Source organism: Paenibacillus aceti, from assembly GCF_003614185.1.
GTDB classification, from domain to species: Bacteria; Bacillota; Bacilli; order Paenibacillales; family Paenibacillaceae; genus Fontibacillus; species Fontibacillus aceti.
The window spans coordinates 3,303,680-3,320,985 of sequence record NZ_KZ987724.1 but is presented as its reverse complement, the minus strand read 5'-3'; the positions used below and the strand labels follow the sequence as shown (position 1 = coordinate 3,320,985).

At 51.0% G+C, this 17,306-nt stretch carries 10 protein-coding genes and 1 riboswitch; of the genes, 6 read left to right on the top strand and 4 right to left on the bottom strand.

The features are described 5' to 3' along the window. Nucleotides 1-29: 29 nt before the first annotated feature. Nucleotides 30-1,952, top strand: coding sequence for an excinuclease ABC subunit UvrC (gene uvrC, locus BFJ94_RS14780; protein WP_120465255.1), 1,923 nt, complete (start codon nt 30-32; stop codon nt 1,950-1,952). Here the strand turns inward: uvrC and BFJ94_RS14775 are convergent. Next, the gene (locus tag BFJ94_RS14775) at nt 1,918-3,645 is read right to left on the bottom strand and encodes a CPBP family intramembrane glutamic endopeptidase (protein WP_120463349.1); all 1,728 of its coding nucleotides are present in this window, start codon (nt 3,643-3,645) and stop codon (nt 1,918-1,920) included. The two genes, uvrC and BFJ94_RS14775, sit on opposite strands and share 35 nt — an antisense overlap. 280 nt (nt 3,646-3,925) lie before the next feature. Continuing rightward, a riboswitch (cyclic di-AMP (ydaO/yuaA leader) is annotated at nt 3,926-4,081 on the top strand. A gap of 77 nt (nt 4,082-4,158) precedes the next feature. On the opposite strand from BFJ94_RS14775, the gene BFJ94_RS14770 reads away from it, so the two are divergent. Next, a complete protein-coding gene (locus BFJ94_RS14770; protein ID WP_120465254.1) occupies nt 4,159-5,493 on the top strand; it encodes a TrkH family potassium uptake protein in 1,335 nt (444 codons plus the stop codon). Nucleotides 5,494-5,506: 13 nt separating this feature from the next. Then, the gene (locus BFJ94_RS14765) at nt 5,507-6,178 is read left to right on the top strand and encodes a potassium channel family protein (protein WP_120463348.1); all 672 of its coding nucleotides are present in this window, start codon (nt 5,507-5,509) and stop codon (nt 6,176-6,178) included. A 198-nt stretch (nt 6,179-6,376) separates the two neighbouring features. Here the strand turns inward: BFJ94_RS14765 and BFJ94_RS14760 are convergent, their stop codons facing one another. The 3 genes from BFJ94_RS14760 to BFJ94_RS25425 are packed head-to-tail and all read right to left on the bottom strand — an operon-like array spanning nt 6,377 to nt 9,277. Further along, entirely contained in the window at nt 6,377-8,191 is a 1,815-nt protein-coding gene (locus BFJ94_RS14760; protein ID WP_120463347.1) for a hypothetical protein, read from the bottom strand. Further along, the gene (locus tag BFJ94_RS14755) at nt 8,181-9,131 is read right to left on the bottom strand and encodes a hypothetical protein (protein ID WP_120463346.1); all 951 of its coding nucleotides are present in this window, start codon (nt 9,129-9,131) and stop codon (nt 8,181-8,183) included. The genes BFJ94_RS14760 and BFJ94_RS14755 overlap by 11 nt, the downstream gene beginning before the upstream one ends. Beyond that, a complete protein-coding gene (locus tag BFJ94_RS25425) occupies nt 9,128-9,277 on the bottom strand; it encodes a hypothetical protein (RefSeq protein WP_162944291.1) in 150 nt (49 codons plus the stop codon). The genes BFJ94_RS14755 and BFJ94_RS25425 overlap by 4 nt, the downstream gene beginning before the upstream one ends. 235 nt (nt 9,278-9,512) lie before the next feature. Here BFJ94_RS25425 and BFJ94_RS14750 point away from each other — a divergent pair, with 235 nt between their 5' ends. From BFJ94_RS14750 to BFJ94_RS14740, 3 genes are read left to right on the top strand one after another with little or no spacing between them, the layout of a single operon-like run. Beyond that, a complete protein-coding gene (locus tag BFJ94_RS14750) occupies nt 9,513-11,351 on the top strand; it encodes a vWA domain-containing protein (RefSeq protein ID WP_120463345.1) in 1,839 nt (612 codons plus the stop codon). A gap of 18 nt (nt 11,352-11,369) precedes the next feature. Next, complete coding sequence (locus BFJ94_RS14745; RefSeq protein WP_120463344.1) at nt 11,370-14,759, top strand: tubulin-like doman-containing protein; 3,390 nt, start codon at nt 11,370-11,372, stop codon at nt 14,757-14,759. Beyond that, nucleotides 14,756-17,134, top strand: a complete 2,379-nt coding sequence (locus BFJ94_RS14740; RefSeq protein WP_438803694.1) for a transcription initiation factor TFIID — start codon at nt 14,756-14,758, stop codon at nt 17,132-17,134. Before BFJ94_RS14745 ends, BFJ94_RS14740 begins: the two co-directional genes overlap by 4 nt. Nucleotides 17,135-17,306 lie beyond the last annotated feature (172 nt).

Genomic DNA, 17,306 nt, shown 5'->3' with positions numbered 1-17,306 from the left:
AAGCTGTGAAGAGAGAGGAGGAGAGGACGATTAGCGATAGACATAACTCAGATTCCTTTGCCAAGCAAGTGCAGGAGCAGGAGCAAGCGCTGGAAGCGATCCGGCATAAGCTCGCGCTGCTGCCCGATTTGCCGGGCTGTTATTTGATGAAGAATAAGAACGGCACGATCATCTATGTCGGAAAAGCCAAAATACTGAAGAACCGGGTGCGTTCCTACTTTACGGGCAGTCATGATGGAAAGACCCAGCGCCTTGTCTCGGAAATCCGCGACTTCGAATATATCGTGACCGGCAGCAATATGGAAGCACTCATTCTGGAGTGCAACCTGATTAAGACGCATTCTCCCCGTTACAATGTATTGCTCAAAGATGATAAGACTTATCCCTATATCAAAATTACGAATGAGACCCATCCCAGGCTGGAAGTGACGCGCAGAATCCTGAAGGATAAGGCCAAATATTTCGGTCCGTATCCGAATGCCTATGCGGCGCAGCAGACGAAGAAGCTGCTTGACCGGATGTATCCGCTGCGCAAATGCAATGTGATGCCGAAGGAGGTATGCCTCTATTATCATATGGGGCAATGCCTGGCACCTTGCGTGAAGGAAGTGCAGCCGCAGACGTATGAAGAGATGATCGCGGAGATCGTCTCCTTCTTGAACGGCGGGCATGAGGAGATCAAGCAGGAACTGATGCGCAAGATGGAAGAAGCAGCGGAAGAGCTCTATTTTGAGCGGGCCAAGGAATTACGCGATCAGATCCGTAGCATTGACGCGCTGATGGAGAAGCAGAAGATCACGATGAATGATGCGAAGAACCGGGATGTATTCGGCTTCGCGGTCGACAAAGGCTGGATGTGTGTGCAGATTCTGTACATGCGTCAGGGGAAAATGATCGAACGGCATGCCTCGGTGTTTCCATTCTACGGAGAAGCCTATAGTGATTTCCTATCCTACGTGACGCAATACTACAGTGATAATCCTGCCCTCCCGCAGGAGATTCTGCTGCCAGAGATGAAACTGATGAAGCAAGAGGAACAGGAGGGGCAGGAGAGCCTGTCTTCCGGTGAGGGAGAGAGGGATGAACTGCTTGATGCGGAGAGTGGAGCTGCTGCGCTGCAGAACTGGCTGAACGTGAAGACGCTGGTTCCCAAGCGGGGATTGAAGCGGCAAATGACGCAGATGGCTGTTGAGAATGCCCGGGTTGCCCTGGATGAGAAATTTCGCCTGATTGAGCGGGATGAGGAAAGAACGTCCAGAGCGGCCGAGAACCTGGGGGAGGCTCTTGGCTTGACGCATCTGTCGCGAATTGAGGCCTTCGATAACTCGAATATTCAGGGAACCAATCCGGTATCCGCGATGGTGGTCTTCATCGATGGTAAGCCAGCCAAGAAGGAATATCGCAAATATAAAATTCGCACCGTTCAGGGCCCGGATGATGTGGAGACGATGCGCGAGGTAGTGAGGCGCAGATATGAACGGGTGTTGAAGGAGAATTTGCCTATGCCCGATTTGATCGTCATGGACGGCGGCAAAGGGCAGATGGCTGCGGCCAAGGATGTGCTTGAGAATGAGCTGGGGCTGTACATTCCGGTCTGCGGTCTGGTCAAGGACACGAAGCATAAGACGGCGCAGTTGATCATTGGCGATCCGCCGGAGCCGGTGCATCTGGCCCGCGATAGCCAGGAGTTCTACTTGCTGCAACGCATCCAGGATGAGGTGCACCGCTTCGCGATCTCCTTCCACCGCGAACAGCGCGCTAAATCGATGGTCGTATCTCAGCTTGACGCCATTCCTGGCGTGGGCGAGAAACGGCGTAAAATGCTGCTGAAGCATTTCGGCTCGCTCAAAAAAATAAAAGAGGCCTCAATCGAAGATTTTCGGCCTCTTTCTATTGGTGACAAGCTTGCACAGACAATTATAGATTCGCTTCGGGATGAGGAGTCGGAATAAACGGCTCCTCTTCTTTGCGTTGTGGTGGTATCGGACGCTCCTTATATTTCGGGTTGAAGCGATAGATCAGGTAGCCGACGATCGCAGGCAGTACGATATAGAATATACCGCCGATGATATTCAGTCCGCCGCCCATCACCATCAGGCTGATCGCCATCAGAATTGAGTCGAAGATAACATGCGCGAAGACAGCGGTGATAAACCCGTAACGCAGGAAGACGAAACTGAATAATAAACCGATAAACATCAGCTCGATCGGACGTGAGAAAACCGGATATATCGGATACAGCGTATGGCCGAAGGCCCAGATCAGCGAAGTGAGCAGGCTGGCCACAAATGTACTCTTGAACATCTTCTTGAGCATGGCGATCCCGAACAGGCGGTAGACCGCTTCCTCACCGATCCCGGCCACCCAGGCCAGCAATGGGAAGAGCAGCGGCAGATACATATTATAAGTCGATTGTGCAGCATCTGTAGTCGCCCAGGTCTGAATGGTGTTCTCCAGGATCAGGAAAATAATCGATTGTGCGCCGAGCAGAATCAAGGCCCAGGCGTAGCCGTCCTTCATCGCCGTCAGCACATGGCGGCCATAACCTTGCTCCTTCGCTCTCGGCCAGAGGATATGTCCCCTTTGCCTCCATAAGGCGTCGCCGCCGACCAGAGATACGTAGATCGCTCCGGACTGCAGGAGAGTGAACACACTTTGAAGAGCGAGAGTGAAAATGAGCATAGTGTCGCTAGTGCCATCCTTCTGCAAATAGGGCAGCATATTGATTGTTCCAAGCATACTTAGGACAAAATATAAAGAAGACAGGAAGAGACCTCGTCTAAAAGAGGTATGCGCCCTCGTCAGAATGCTATATACAACGGCCAGGATGGCCAGAACGAAGGTCAATAGCCCATATCCGCCAAAGGTAAGAATGTAGGCGATGATCTTCTGGTTCCCGACATAATCATTGTACGACTTAGGAACCGTGAACTGCGAAGACATAGAAGACACCGCGCCGTATTCATAATGGAATTGGAGCTGTGCCTGTGACTGTCCGATCTTGTAATTCGGCAATTCATAGAGAAGGCCGTATTGGCCTTCGCTGGAGGCCAGTTGCAGATCGTTCGGGCTGAAGCCCAATGCTTGCAGATAAGGCCGTGCCAGCAGTTCCTTATCGGCCAGGCTGATATCGCCTTCCCGGGCGATCAGCGACTCCGTATTTTCCCGCCCATAGTCCAGCAAGGCCTGCTTGGCGGCGTTACTCGTTGAAATGACCTTTTCAAAAGCGACGACATTGCCCTCTTGCATATTAACGTCAATGCTTAACAGGCTTAATATCTCATCCGGGTCGGTAAAAGTAACATGGAATATGTCGTACGGGAATTGCTTGCCATAAGATTTAGCATATTTATCGACCAGATCTTCCTTAGTCAAGTATCCGAACAAATCGGACTGCGTATCGTATGTAACCAGAGCGTCCTCAAAATTACCATTGATCCCGAGCTCTGTCTGCGCGAATGTAATAGCGGCTTGTTTTGCTTCAGCTTTGCTAATTGTCTTACTAGTCAGCTGCTGTTGAGATTCACTGAGTGAAGGTAGCAGCAGTTGTATGACGAAGAAGACAACCAATCCGATGGCAGCCAGTGTCCAGAGAACCTTAGGCTGTTTTAATAACGAACCAGGCGAACCCTTGGTAGTTTGCATCTCCACAACTCCTTTAATACTTTTTTTAAGAGGCGTTCATATAGCTCAATTAAAGATAACATAGGGAACAGGACTTCGCCAATCGAACAATAGTTTGCGAAAAGACGCAATAACATCGGCTATGACTCGCGTAGCTCAGAGAACAGAGTACCATGATCATAGTTTCGCTCCATATACGTCTATTTCGAGTTATTTAATCCATTAGAAACTTTGTGATAGTTAGCGATAAGGCTTATAATCCTTTTGACGAAAATGAAATGAAAATAATGAAATAACAAATAAATAAAAATGGCCGAATTTCAACCGAAAACGGGGGAACCGATTTTTAGGGGTGAATTTCGCTAATCCTGGCTCACGGCCTGGATCAAAGCGAATAGGGCAAGCCGTTCATGTCCGAATCCGTCAGCTAACCTCGTAGGCCTTTGAGCAGGGACCAATCAAAAGGCATTGGATTTCCAGTGCTTTTTTTCTTTGCTACAAAAAGGATGGGAGTGACCCGAGTTGCTGTTAAATATGTGGGTAAAATGGTTCAAATTTTCCCCGCCGCAAATATTAGTATTAGGCTTCGCAGCTATTATTCTTACTGGTGCCCTGTTATTGATGCTGCCTATTTCAAGCACGACAGGGGAGTCTCTGCCATTCGTAGATGCGCTGTTTACGGCAACCTCAGCGACCTGCGTGACCGGTTTGATCGTTGTGGATACGGGGACATATTATTCTACGTTTGGTCAGGTCGTTATTATGCTGCTAATTCAGATTGGCGGACTTGGCTTCATGACCGTAGCCACCTTGTTCTCGTTAGTATTTAAACGCAAAATATCGCTCAAGGACCGTCTGCTGCTGCAGGAGGCGATGAATCAGAACACGATGGAAGGGATCGTTCGCTTGATCCGCAAGGTGCTGCTCTATTCTCTAGTGATCGAGAGCAGTGCCGCATTGATTTTTACGATTCGCTGGTCCTTGGACATGCCGTTTGGTCGTGCGCTGTATTTTGGAATATTCCATGGGGTCTCCATGTTCAATAATGCGGGCTTTGATCTGTTTGGACATTATCAGAGCCTGACGAAGTATGTTGGCGATCCAATCGTTAACCTGGTGACGATGTTCCTGATCGTATCGGGCGGTCTCGGCTTTATCGTGCTGTCAGATCTGGTTGACTTCAGGAAGCATCGCAAATTATCGCTTCATTCCAAGGTCGTACTCACAATGACCGGGTCGTTGATTCTGATCGGCGCCTTAGTGATCTTCGTGTTCGAATTGACAAATCGCGGCACACTATCCGGTCTTAGCTGGGGGGAGAAGATCTGGTCATCCTTCTTCCAATCGGTAACGGCACGTACGGCCGGAGCCAATACGCTGGATATTGGAGCGCTCAGGCAAGCTTCGCAATTCTTTATCGTTATTCTAATGTTCATCGGTGCTTCACCAAGCTCTACCGGGGGCGGGATCAAAACGACGACCTTCATGATCCTGATCGGTGCAGTGATATCGATGATTCGCGGGCGTTCAGATCTCGTATTGTTCCGTTATCGGCTGGCTCAAGATCGTATCTTCAAGGCCGTTACGCTTACGATGCTGGCCTTGTTCCTCGTGATTACAGTGTCGATGGTATTGTCGACGACAGAGGATGCCAGCTTCCTTAGTATTCTATTCGAGACGACCTCGGCTTTCGGTACAGTAGGTCTGAGCATGGGGCTGACGGCCAAGCTGACAATCTTCGGGAAGATCATTCTCAGCTTCACCATGTTCGCTGGACGACTGGGGCCGCTTACGATGGCATTTGCGCTTGGCCCTAAGAAGGGCAAAGAATTATATAGACATCCGGAAGGTAAAATTATTATTGGATAAGGGGAAGTTGAGAATGAAGACACAGCAGTTTGTGGTGATTGGACTGGGGCGCTTCGGAGCTAGTTTATCACTGGAACTGATGGATCTCGGTTATGAGGTACTGGGGATCGACCGGGATGAAGAGGTGGTGAACGAATGGAGTGACCGTCTTACTCATGCCGTCGTGGCTGATGCGACGGATGAGGAAGTTCTGAAATCATTAGGAGTGCGTAATTTTGATTGCGGAATCGTAGCTATCGGCAATGACATTCAGATGAGTATACTAGCGGCGATTCTGTTGAAGGATCTCGGCCTGAATACTGTAGTAGCCAAGGCGATCTCCATCCTGCACGGCCGTGCCTTGGAGAAGCTGGGAGTGGATCGGGTCATTTACCCGGAGCGGGATATGGGGATACGGGTGGCACATCAATTGGTCACGCCCAATCTGCTCGATTATATTCAGCTCTCGAAGAATTACAGTATTGTAGAGATGACGGTTCCGGAGTTTCTGCATGGTACGAATGTAGGTGATCTCCACCCGCGGACGCAGTACGGCTGCAGTATCGTCGCGATTCATCGCGAGGATGGCGTGATCGTAGCCCCGACGGCGATGGATCAATTAAGAACCGGGGATATTATGGTTATAATCGGCTCCAATGACAATATTGAAGAATTCGAAATGATGATTAACGAGAATATTTCCTGAACAAGATAAGGGGCTGTCTCAAAAGTCGATTTTTGCGACTTGGAGACGCCCCTTTTTTAGCGGTAGCTCACTAACGGAAATAGGGTTCGTTATTTGCTGCGCAACAATCGTGACCCATTCAGCTCTCCAGCCATGGGCTTCGATCTGGCAGAACAAGCAGGGATGGGGCACGCGACCAGCAGTGGCGCGACAGCCCCTTCATTGCTTCACGGACTCTACTTTGATGACGGGGACACGTATGGTTTGGGTGGCGGGTTGGCCTGAAGCAGGCTCATCAGGTGAGCTTGCATTGGGTTCCGTGCCTTCTTCCCCAGGCTGAACCTCGGTCATCAGCTCGGTGTAATGCGTAAAGCGCCCAATGACAACAGCCTTCCCTTCGTTGAAGGTGAGATCGCCCTGGAGTATCATATGGCCTTGCTCACCCTGAGCAAGCGCCTCTCCCGTCCTCGGGGAAATGACTGTACAGGTGAAGCGGACGAGCATATCGGGATATAAGCTGACATCATCGGCGGCGATGTCCTTGAACTCCTGCTTGATTCCGATGAATTGATAGGTATCGCCATAACGTTCAAAAATAGCAGTCTGCCCCTCGCCCTCCCCGATTGGATTAACGACCTGCAGTGTTCCGTCCGTCTGGATACTTAAGTCATCCGCCTCAATCCAATATAGCAGCGAAATACGATCCTCGAGCACTTCAAAAGCGATATAGAGTGTGGTTCGCGTCTTAGACTCCGCTTCGATGGTCACGACGGGAATGTCCGAGGTGCTCAGATTCGGATCTATATTCAGGCTGCGGATTTGCTCGTTCGCTGTTAAGTCCCGATTTGATAAGATTTGCACACTTTCCTCATTATTCATGCGGCCAAAGAATAGCTGATTATTCACATCGGTAGCAGCGACGTAAATGCTGGAGCCGAATCTTTTTACCCCTCCGGCAACATGCTTATATCCTTCCCCATTGTTAAGTGCAGGCAGTAGCCTCACAGGCTCGGCGGCTGTCCAGGCCAGTTCGACCGCGTGGATATCTGCTTTAGTATCCTGATAATTACCGAGCGCCGTATACAGATCGATCGCTGTCTGATAATCTCTGCTTCTCACACTCTTCTCGGCGGAGCGCAGCAATTTATCGATCCCCTGCTTGGCGTAGGTCAGCACCTTGGAATGGGGATTGGCCGAGCTGGCGAAAGTATCAAATTGGCGCGCATGCTGGGCGAAGGCGGCGTAATCCTCACGGCTCCAGTCCTGATTGAACTGTGTCTGCATCAGGGCGTCCATCTTGGCTGTCACCCAGGGAGCCTCATGGCTATGTTCCTTGTATTCTTTCAGCATCGAGGAGGTATGCCGCAGCATATTCTCTATATCTCCGCGTGTCGCGAGGTTCTCCAGCTTAGCCTCATCGTACTGCTTGAACACGGAGTTTAGCTCATCGAGCCATTCTTGCTCGGTGCCGAAGAAATGGGCGGGGATACGCAGCAGCTTCCATTTGAACGACTCGTTCTCATAATTATGGTGGGTTAAATTTTGCTGCGACTGCTTCAACAGATCGGTGCGGAATTGCTGGAAATAGTCCGTGAAGCTATGCGAGATCCCGTATTGCTTGGAGAGCTGCTTATAATACTCGCTGTAGACTCCCTCAGCCTTGAGGTAGGTGCTGCGGACCTGCTTAAGCTCGGTATAGGCGGTCATCAGATGTTCGAAATCTTTTTTATGGGCCGCCTTGGAGGCCTCCGAGGCAATATTGGACAAGCTGTCCTTTATCGCTGTGATCGGCGCTAATTCCTCTAATCGAGAGGCGATCAGCTCTTCCTTATATTGAATCATTCTGTTCTTTTGGGCTTCTTGATACCAGGTCTCCGCATCGATCAGATTTTTCTCCCCATAGAAGACCTCAGCCTTTTTAACAGCACTTACTTTCTGAGAAATTCCTATTCCTTTGTAAATAAGCAGTGGAATCAATAATAGACATAATAAAATGAGCAGATGGTGCAGGGTTAACCATTTTTTAAACGTCATGTATATTAGACCTCGATTTTATTTGTTGAAAATCGGCATCCCACTGGTATTTCTCTTCATAGACTCGTACGGTCTCTGCTTTGAGCGCTCCCCAATTTAAATTAGGGTTCTCCATGACGATTCGGTATAGTCGCAGGAATCGGTCCTTGGGTAGCTTGCGGGCGTGACGGGAGATGAAGTCGGCATAGGCCAGTACATAGCGTTTCATTCTTACTGCTGCTCCAGCAACTCCGGTGAGAATGTCGTCTCCATGCTCCATCACGGAGATTTTCGCCTCGTATTTGATCACATACTGGAAGGTGTGGTCTTTGATCAGCTCGCGTTTGATTTTGGCGAGCTCACCGATGTAGTCGGCCAGCTCCGGGTCGAAGTCCTTCACCAGCAGCGGCTCCAGTTCCAACTCCATATCTTTGCGCAGCTTGAGCGACTGCAGAAGAATGATTTGCAATTTACGAATATGGTCATCGTGAATGATGGCGGCTATTTCTCGCATCAATTCATAGGAGCGGGCTTCGTTCTCTTGCGCGACAGCAGTATCGAGATTACGCAGCAGCCCCTCAGCGATGCGATCGCGGTCGCGGACGAATATTTTGCTCAGCTCGATGGATGTCCGGCTGGGCAGTGCTATACGATGCACGATCACGAATACTACCAGCAGCACAGCTCCGGTTATCGCCGATATGATCACCCATTGCAGAGTCGGGCTGAATATTATCGAGAGCAGCGTCAGCAGCAAGGTCAACAGCAGATCGTTTCCCATCGAGCGTTTGGCTGCACGCTTGGCAACCTCCAGCATCGGCAGAAGGGCAGACTTGCCGCAGATGCTACAGTTCTCCTCCTGGAGCGCGGTGTAATTATGACATTTATTGCAGCATCTTAACTTTTCATAGGCATACTTCGTCTTTATTGGAGGACGCAATACTATATTTTTCTTATTCATGGCATTCTCTCTTTATGGTTGATAAGCTGCAGCAATTGTTCATCGAGCTCTTCAGGAGCGATGATGTTGTTTCTGCGCGTGTAGTATAGAATGGACTTAATGATAACGAATAGAAACATAAGAGCCAGGCATCCGTATGTAACCATATGCAGTTTCCTTTCGTAATTGAATTATGAAGGTATTAATTATATCATATGGGCATCGAGAAGATTGGTAGAATTTGACGAATAAAGCGAGCCGAAATTCAACAACCTCTTAACCTTTTCTTAAGGAATGTTGATTACAATGATATAGAGATTATTTCAGGGATCTTTTCAAATGCGGACTTTTGAACTACCTCTAGTTTATATGAATCTTAAAAATGAATAAAGGAGCACGATCATGCAGCAAGGATATAAGCAGTCTTTACGTATATTAACGGTTTTCATAGTCTTTTGGTTACTCGTGTCTACACTGGGTTCCCATATGCTTGGAGCCGTGTCAGCCGCGAACGGGAGTCAAGCAGGTCAGGGAAGCCAAGGGAGTCAGCCCAGCTCGCGAATCGATGCTGTACTCGTTGTCGACGTAAGTAACTCTATGAAGAAGAGTGACGCGAATAAAGTCGGCAATGAAGCGATGAAGATGTTCATCGATATGCTGTCTGCGCAAGGGGATAAGGTAGGAATTATCGCCTATACGGATAAGGTCCAGCGCGAGAAGGCATTGCTTGAAATCAAAGGCCCTGAAGATAAACAGGATCTGAAGGATTTCATCGATGGCCTCGATAGAGGTCCCTACACCGATATCGCTATCGGAGTCAAGGAAGCGGTGAAGGTCCTGCAAAAGGGCGCTGATCCGAACCACGAACCGATGATCGTTCTGCTGGCGGACGGCAATAATGACTTCAACAAGAGCTCTGGCCGTACGCAGAAGGCCTCCGATCAAGAGCTCGCCAAATCTGTTGATGAAGCGAAGGCCGCAGGCATTCCCATCTATACGATCGGGCTGAATGCCGATGGCAAGCTGAACAAAGCGCCGCTGGAGGATTTGGCCAAGCAGACAGACGCCAAGTCCTTCTCTACCAGCTCGGCGGATGATCTCCCGCGCATCCTCAGCGAGATATTCGCCAGTCATCTGAAGCTGAAGATTGTGCCGATCAAGAGCATGACCGGTACAGGCAGCTTCCAGGAGGTTACGGTCAACGTGCCGAATGCGAATGTGCTGGAAGCGAATATTTCGATCATGTCGGCACAGCCGGTAGAGACGGAGTTGGTGAACCCGGCCGGGGACAAGGTAGCGATTCCTTCGGATGAGGTACTGCTGTCGAAGTCGAAGAGCTACTCTCTCATTAAGATGCTGAGTCCGGCGGAGGGAGATTGGAAGCTGCGAGTTAAGGGGGCTTCCAAGGACAAGATCGACATTAACCTCGTGTTCAACTACGACTTGGAGCTGGAGATGGAGCCGCTCGCGGCTGGAAGCCATAAGCCTGGCGATAAGCTGCAGATCGGCGCCTATCTGAATAGCAACGGCCAGAAGCTGAAAAGCGCCGAATTATACAAGAACATGAAGGCCGTTCTGCTCGCCAAGGATATCGACAGCGGCAAGACGGAGGAAATCAAGCTGAACAATGTAGGCGACCGCTTCGAGGGAAGCTTTAAAATTCCCGAAGCCCATGATTATGAGTTGAAGATACGTGCTGAAGAGCGCAGCTTCTACCGGGAATCGGAGCCGGTTACGATCAGTGCCAAAGCTAATTCAGCTTCGGGAGCTGCGGCGAAGCCGTCCGTACCAGCGGCGCCTGAGGAGGAGAAGCCATTCCCATGGCTAACCTGGGTGATCGCGGTCGTATCCTTGGCTGTGCTGGGGGCAGCCGGTTATTTCATTGCGACGGCGGTGAAGAAGGCCAATCGCGGCTTCGTCGGGCAGATCGTCATAGAAATCCGCGACGAGAACACAAATGAGAAGTCCTTCCCGCAGTATAAGAAGCTGACCTCGTTCAAGGGCAAGTTCAACTTGCATCAGCTGCTGCAGCTCGCGCCAGAGCTGAAGGAGACCGAGAAGGTTATCTTTACGCCGGCGAAGGGGGACAAGATCATGCTGCGCAACGGTTCAGAAGCCCAGGTCGAGAAGTCCGGCCGGGTCGTAGATGCCAGCGCGGGCTTGGAGCTGAAGAGCGGAGATAGAATTACCCTGCCGCTGCAGCATATTGATAAGACGATTTTCATAGAGTACCTGGTATAAATTTGAGGGGGAGAGTATATGAAACCGATAGTCAGAGAACATATTCAGCAATTGGACGTATCGCTGGGGGGAGGGATCGTCAGCGACAAGATCCGTGTCGATACCATCGACAATCCGATCCTTATCATCGGCCTTGGCGGAACAGGCATCGATGCCTTGCTGCGGCTGAAATATCAAATCAACAGACGCTTCAAGCTGCCGGAGGACCCGCTGACTAAGAAGAGACGTGACAAGCCCGACAATGTAGAATTCCTCGCCTTCGAGACGAATGAGCAGGATCGGACGAAGCGTTATAAGGGAATCGGGCTCGATCCGATCAATGAATTCGTGCTGCTGTCGAATCCGGAAATCGGCGGATTGCTGCAGAATCGCAGCATTTTGGAGCCTTATATTACGGATTGGCTGTCGCCGGAGCTTAGTATCACCGATGGGATGAATGGAGCGGCGGGAGTGCGTCAAGCAGGACGGCTCCTCTTGTTCACGAAGATCAATCAGGTTGTGCAGGCCATCGACAAGAAGATCAAGACGCTGTCCGTAGGTACGAATAAGAAGCTGATGGTATTCCTGCTGACCGGCTTGTCCGGCGGTACAGGAAGCGGCTGCTTCCTCGACATCGCTTATATCGTCCGCGGCATTATCGAGCGTGATCACGGCTCGGCCGGGATCGACCGGGTGAATACGCTCGGCTATTTGTTCACGCCGGACATTAACTTGTCCAACAAGAGCTTGAGCGAGCATACGCGCGAATATATCAAGAAGAACGGCTATGCCGCGCTGAAAGAGCTCGATTACTGGATGAACGTAGATAATCGCGGTGAGCGGTTCAAGCAGCAGTACGGCAATATCCTTACCGTTAATTCTCCGCTGCCGCCGTTTAATCTCTGCCATTTGATCTCGGCGACGAATACCGAGGGCAAGCTGCTCGAGAATGCTTATGACTATTGCATGAATGTTACCGCAGAGAATATTACGAATTTCATGGCCAGCGAAGAGAAGCAGTCCGGCGAGGAATTTGCCATCCATGATTATATCAGCAATATTCGCACGAATATCGCTCAGATGAACAAGGTATATCCGGCGAATTATGAATATAACATTATCGGTGCCTCTTCGGCTGTCCTGCCGATCGAGGAAATGACGACGTATTTGGCGTACCGGCTGTTCGAGAAGATGGAGAAGATGTTCCGGCAAGCGCCGAGCCAGGAAGATGTCGAGAAGTTCGCCCGTAAGCTGGGGATCGACCTGGATAGTATGGTGAAGACGTTCGAGTCCCGGGTTCCTGAGCCATTGCCGGGCTTCGAGAATAGTGAGCGCTTGAGCTACGCTAATGTTGTTAAATCCCAGGTTGTGAATATGGACACAGAGCTGGAGCAGACCTTCCTGGCCCGGGCAAGAGAGGAGTATATCAAGGCCAAGAAGCAGCTGCCAGGCGAGATGCTGGAGCAATTCAGCGAGCAGATTCGCCGGCTATTCCTGCATCCGGAGCAAGGGCCGTTCTACGTGTCCCGCTTGATCTATACGGAAAAAGGCTTCTGTCTGCTCAAGATGCTGCTCTCCTACATCGAAGCACTGCGGGAGAACCTGCTGCGCATCCCGCGTGACATTGAGGCCGCGCAGGATCAGGCGAATGAGAAGCTGGGCGATGCCAAGAGTGCATTCGTCTCTAAAGAGAAGAAGAAGAATGCGTATATTGAAGCCAAGATCAATGAGTATTGGCTGCATGCCGATGTTGAGCGTACAGAACAGATGATTGAATTCTATGAGGATCTGTATCAGCTGCTGAACTCGGAGAATAACCGGATCTATGGGGTGTTTACGGAAATTTTGAACGCGCTGAGCTCGATTTTCTCCAAGAATGGCGACATTCTGACGAGCGGTGATGAGCAGGTCGATCATAAAGGGAATAAAACCTACTATTGGAATATCGTCAGCGTACCTGACATATCCAAGGTGGTCAGCAGCATTATGGACCAGAAGGATGTCGATGATTTGATCCGCGACTTCTCTATGGAGCTGCTGAATAACTCCAATCAATGGGTGAAGGAGCAGGAAATCGATATCGTCAGCTCCATTTCCGACTTCCTGACCGAGAAATTCGGGGATCTCATTACGAAGTCGATGGAGGATTTCCTGGTCATCAAATACGGGCAGGACGAGTCGATCGAGAAGTTCGTCGAGCGCTTCATTGCCAGCAAGCTGGATGAGGAGGCGGTTCCTGTCTTCCATTTGTCCAACAGCACAGGCAATCTGCACTTCCCTTCCTGGGGCTTCGTATCGGTTCCAACCCAGGCGCCGAGCATTCTCAAAGGGATTCGCAATTATCAGAATAATGCGGTTGGTAAATCCCATTTCACGGTGAAGGAAAGCGAAGTGAAGAACAGAATATTCTGGCTGAACACGCGCAACGGGGTGCCATTATTCGTCTATACGCCGCTGAAGGTCTATGAAGAGAGCTATGAACGGACGATTCTCGATAAAGAAGGGATTGGCCGCCATCTGGTGCAGACGGACAAGAATAACTGGACGTATCTGCCTTCGCCAATTCCGGAGAAATCCTGGGGCGACACCTACGTCAACTCGCGGGTGCAGGGCTATAACGCGCGCGTACGCGAAGAGTTTGACAAGGCACTTAAGCTGAAGGTAATCCTTGAGAAGGATGTCGATCACAATACGAGCAATCGTTATTCGGTGGTGTTGACGAAGCCGTTCGATTTGAATAACATGCTGGCGGCTTATGATATGCGTCTCGATGCGCCGAAGCCGAATTTGGGCGAAGTGAAGCGGGCGACAGATGAACTCAGACGGCTGTTGACAGAAGGGCTGCCGCGGGAGGGAGACAAGGACATTTTCGGCAGTATTAACGGGGATTTAGCCAAGGAGAACCTGATTCGTTCCCCTGAATTGATTATTCGTGTACGGCAGGAGATCGCCAAGTACGACGAGATTATGGCTATGGCTGCCAAGCTGGAAGCGGTGCTGGAGCAGCATCAGGACGAAGAGAAGTGGCTAGAGCAGTTCATCGAGGCGTTCTATACTGGAACGATTACGAAAAAAGGCGCGCTCTATGTCTATGACCGTGATCCGGAGGAAGAGGCATGGGAGCCGTTCGCGAATCTGATGAAGAGCCGCAACTATGTGGAATATGAAGTGTTCATGCACTTCCATGGCTTGGATGAGAAGAGTCGCAGCACCTTGATGCGCAAAGCGTCTCGCCGCGCTGCCGAGCTTACGGCTACCGAAGATATTCAGCCACTGCTGCAGACGCTGGATGAGCTGGCCGAACGATTCCAGGAGGGGCGGGACTCGCTGGAATATGAGAAGGTGGAGCTGGCCAACGGAGAAGATATGTATCAGTTCTACAAACAGGTGTCCGCGAATCTCAACGATATTCGCAGAAGGCTGAAATGATGATCAGACCGAAGCTGGAGCAGTTCGCCGCTGCCTATGATCTGGCAGAGGAACGGAACACAGGTCTCGGCGATGATCAGAGCATCATTCATTATCCCGCAGTGTTCTTGTTCATTGGAGACAAGAGCAAAGAGGCCATCAAGCCGATCATGCAGATGAATGAGAAGAATTGGGAGAACAGCGAGAGCTTGATTTACATTCATGTTGGCGCTCAGGCTGAGCCTGCTGGCACTTCCTCCTCGCAGCCTGGCCTCTTGCACTATGGCATTCCGGTCGTAATGCAGGAGGGTTCGGCTGAACCTGCGCTGCGCCGCGATATTTACCGGCGCTTCTATGAGGAAGCCGAATGCCTGCCGGCGTTGAACCGGGTTCTGCGGCAGGCGAGCGGCGCCCTGGCAGAGTATGGGCGGCTGTACCCGTCCTTTGACCGGGTACGTCTCTCGATCATTACGCGGGTCGATGACCCGCTTAATGTGTTTGTCCCGGAAATCGCGCTGCTGGCGGAAGCGATCTTCCGGCAGTCGTTCAAGGCGGTACAGCTTGATCTGTACGCCTTGATTAGCGAGCGCGAAGGGGCTGAAGCCTTCGGTTACAGCAGCTCGCTGGGGGTTGCATTCCTTCGCGAGCTAGAAATGATGCAGCAGTCTGATTACGAATTTAGCGCACCGCTGCATGTGACGGAGGATGGGATTGCGATTCCGGTTACGCATGCGCCGTCCCCGTTGTTCGACCTCGTCTATGTGCTGTCAGATCGGGATGAGCGGGGAATCGCTTCGTTGAACGGCATGCAGAGCTGCTACGAGATTATCTCGCATATCAGCTTGCTGAAGAACAGACATCAGAAGGAACAGCCCTGGGGAGCGAATAATCCGGCTTACAACAATACTTCATTCAAGAACAACATTATGGCCGAATCGGGGCGCCAGGGCCTGGTCTCTGCTGGTCTGTCCCGCGTGAAGCGTCCGAACCAGTCGATTGCACTCGCTGTACTCTATCATTTCTATCGCGGCTTGCTGGAGAGGATGAAGCAAGAGCCGCCGCTGACCCTGGCTGAGAAGCTGAGCTTCTTCGGCCTGGATGCGGCTTCTCTGGAGCGGGCGGTGGAGGGCATGCTGCCCTCGCCGGAGGGCTTAAACGAAATGCACGGGCTGATGACGAATGATGTCAGCTATGGGGCGGTTCGCAAGCTATCGCTGAAGGAAGCGGAGGAGACGCTATTTGGCGGTGGTGGAGAGGCCTTCTTCCGCAGCAATTTCGAGGAGGAAGCGACCCGGCAATGGAAGGAATTCGACGCGACCAAATGGCTTAGTCAGGCAGTTATGCGCTCGCTGGAGCAGCGTCCGGAAGTGCAGATTTATTCCCTGTCTGCCTGGACGGGAGACGAGGGAACGGGCGTTGCCGATCTGCTGCGCAATAGTCGCCGTGAGGCGGAGATGTTATTAGCTTCGGCAAAGGCTGAATTGGAGCAATTCCGCCAGGGGCGGGTCGAGGAGCAGGCATTCCCGCGCATTCCGCTTATGGATCGGCATAATTTGCGTAGCCTCATCCACTATCTGTTCAGCAATGTGTACTCGCGCAGACGGGATATACTGCGGCTTGAGATCCGGCTGAAGCTGATTACGAAGCTTGAAGAAGCGCTGCGGGGCATGCATGGCCGATACCGCGCCGAGATTATGCAGCTGGAGGCGCTGGAGCGTGAGCTGCGTGATACTGCGTATAGCAGCATCAAGACTGCGGATGATTATATCGGTCAGAACATCATGGAGTATTATGAGCGGGTAACCGCTGAATTGATGGAGCAGTGGGAGGCGAAGCGAGGGCGAAATGCCTTCTTTGCTGAGAGCGCGCTCGGTGACTCGCAGCTGCTGTTGCAGGAAGGTCCTGAAGGACTGATCGATCGGCTGATCCAGGTATGCAGGGAGGCGATCCTGGCTTCACCGCTGTTCAAGCGCACCTTCGAGGAAGAATTGCTGCAGCGGGCTAATGTCGCAGTAGAGTACGGCAACAAGACGGTGCTGACCAAGGAAGAACTGTTCAAGAAGCTGTATCGCATTCTGGAGGACAACGCCGCGATTCAGGTCCGTCTGTACGATTACACCCAGGAGCATCGTTATGAGGAGAAGTATGTGTTCGGGGACTATACGAGTGAGCTTGTACGGCATATTTTCCAGGCAGATGAGTCATCGCGGATTTACAAGCTGGGATGTGTTCATGAGCAGAGGAGCAGCGGTCTGGAGAAGCTCAACCTGATGGGCGGCTTCCACATAGAGGATTTGGTGTATTACCTGAACGGGAAGGTTTACTATGAGTCTTACTTGCAGAACGGTTATGAATTTCACGGAATAGATCGGGCTTCATTGCCCCAGCTGCGTTAATCGCCTGCGTAGACTTGCTGTGGTTCCCTCCGATGGCTGCGATGATGGGGTCATTGGAGGAGCTCTTGCATGTATATGACGGATTGTAAAATGAAGTGCGACACCTGCTGGAAATAAATAAAAAAGAGCCCATGGCCGGATTCGTGTAGAATGAAAGTTCCTACACCCTACA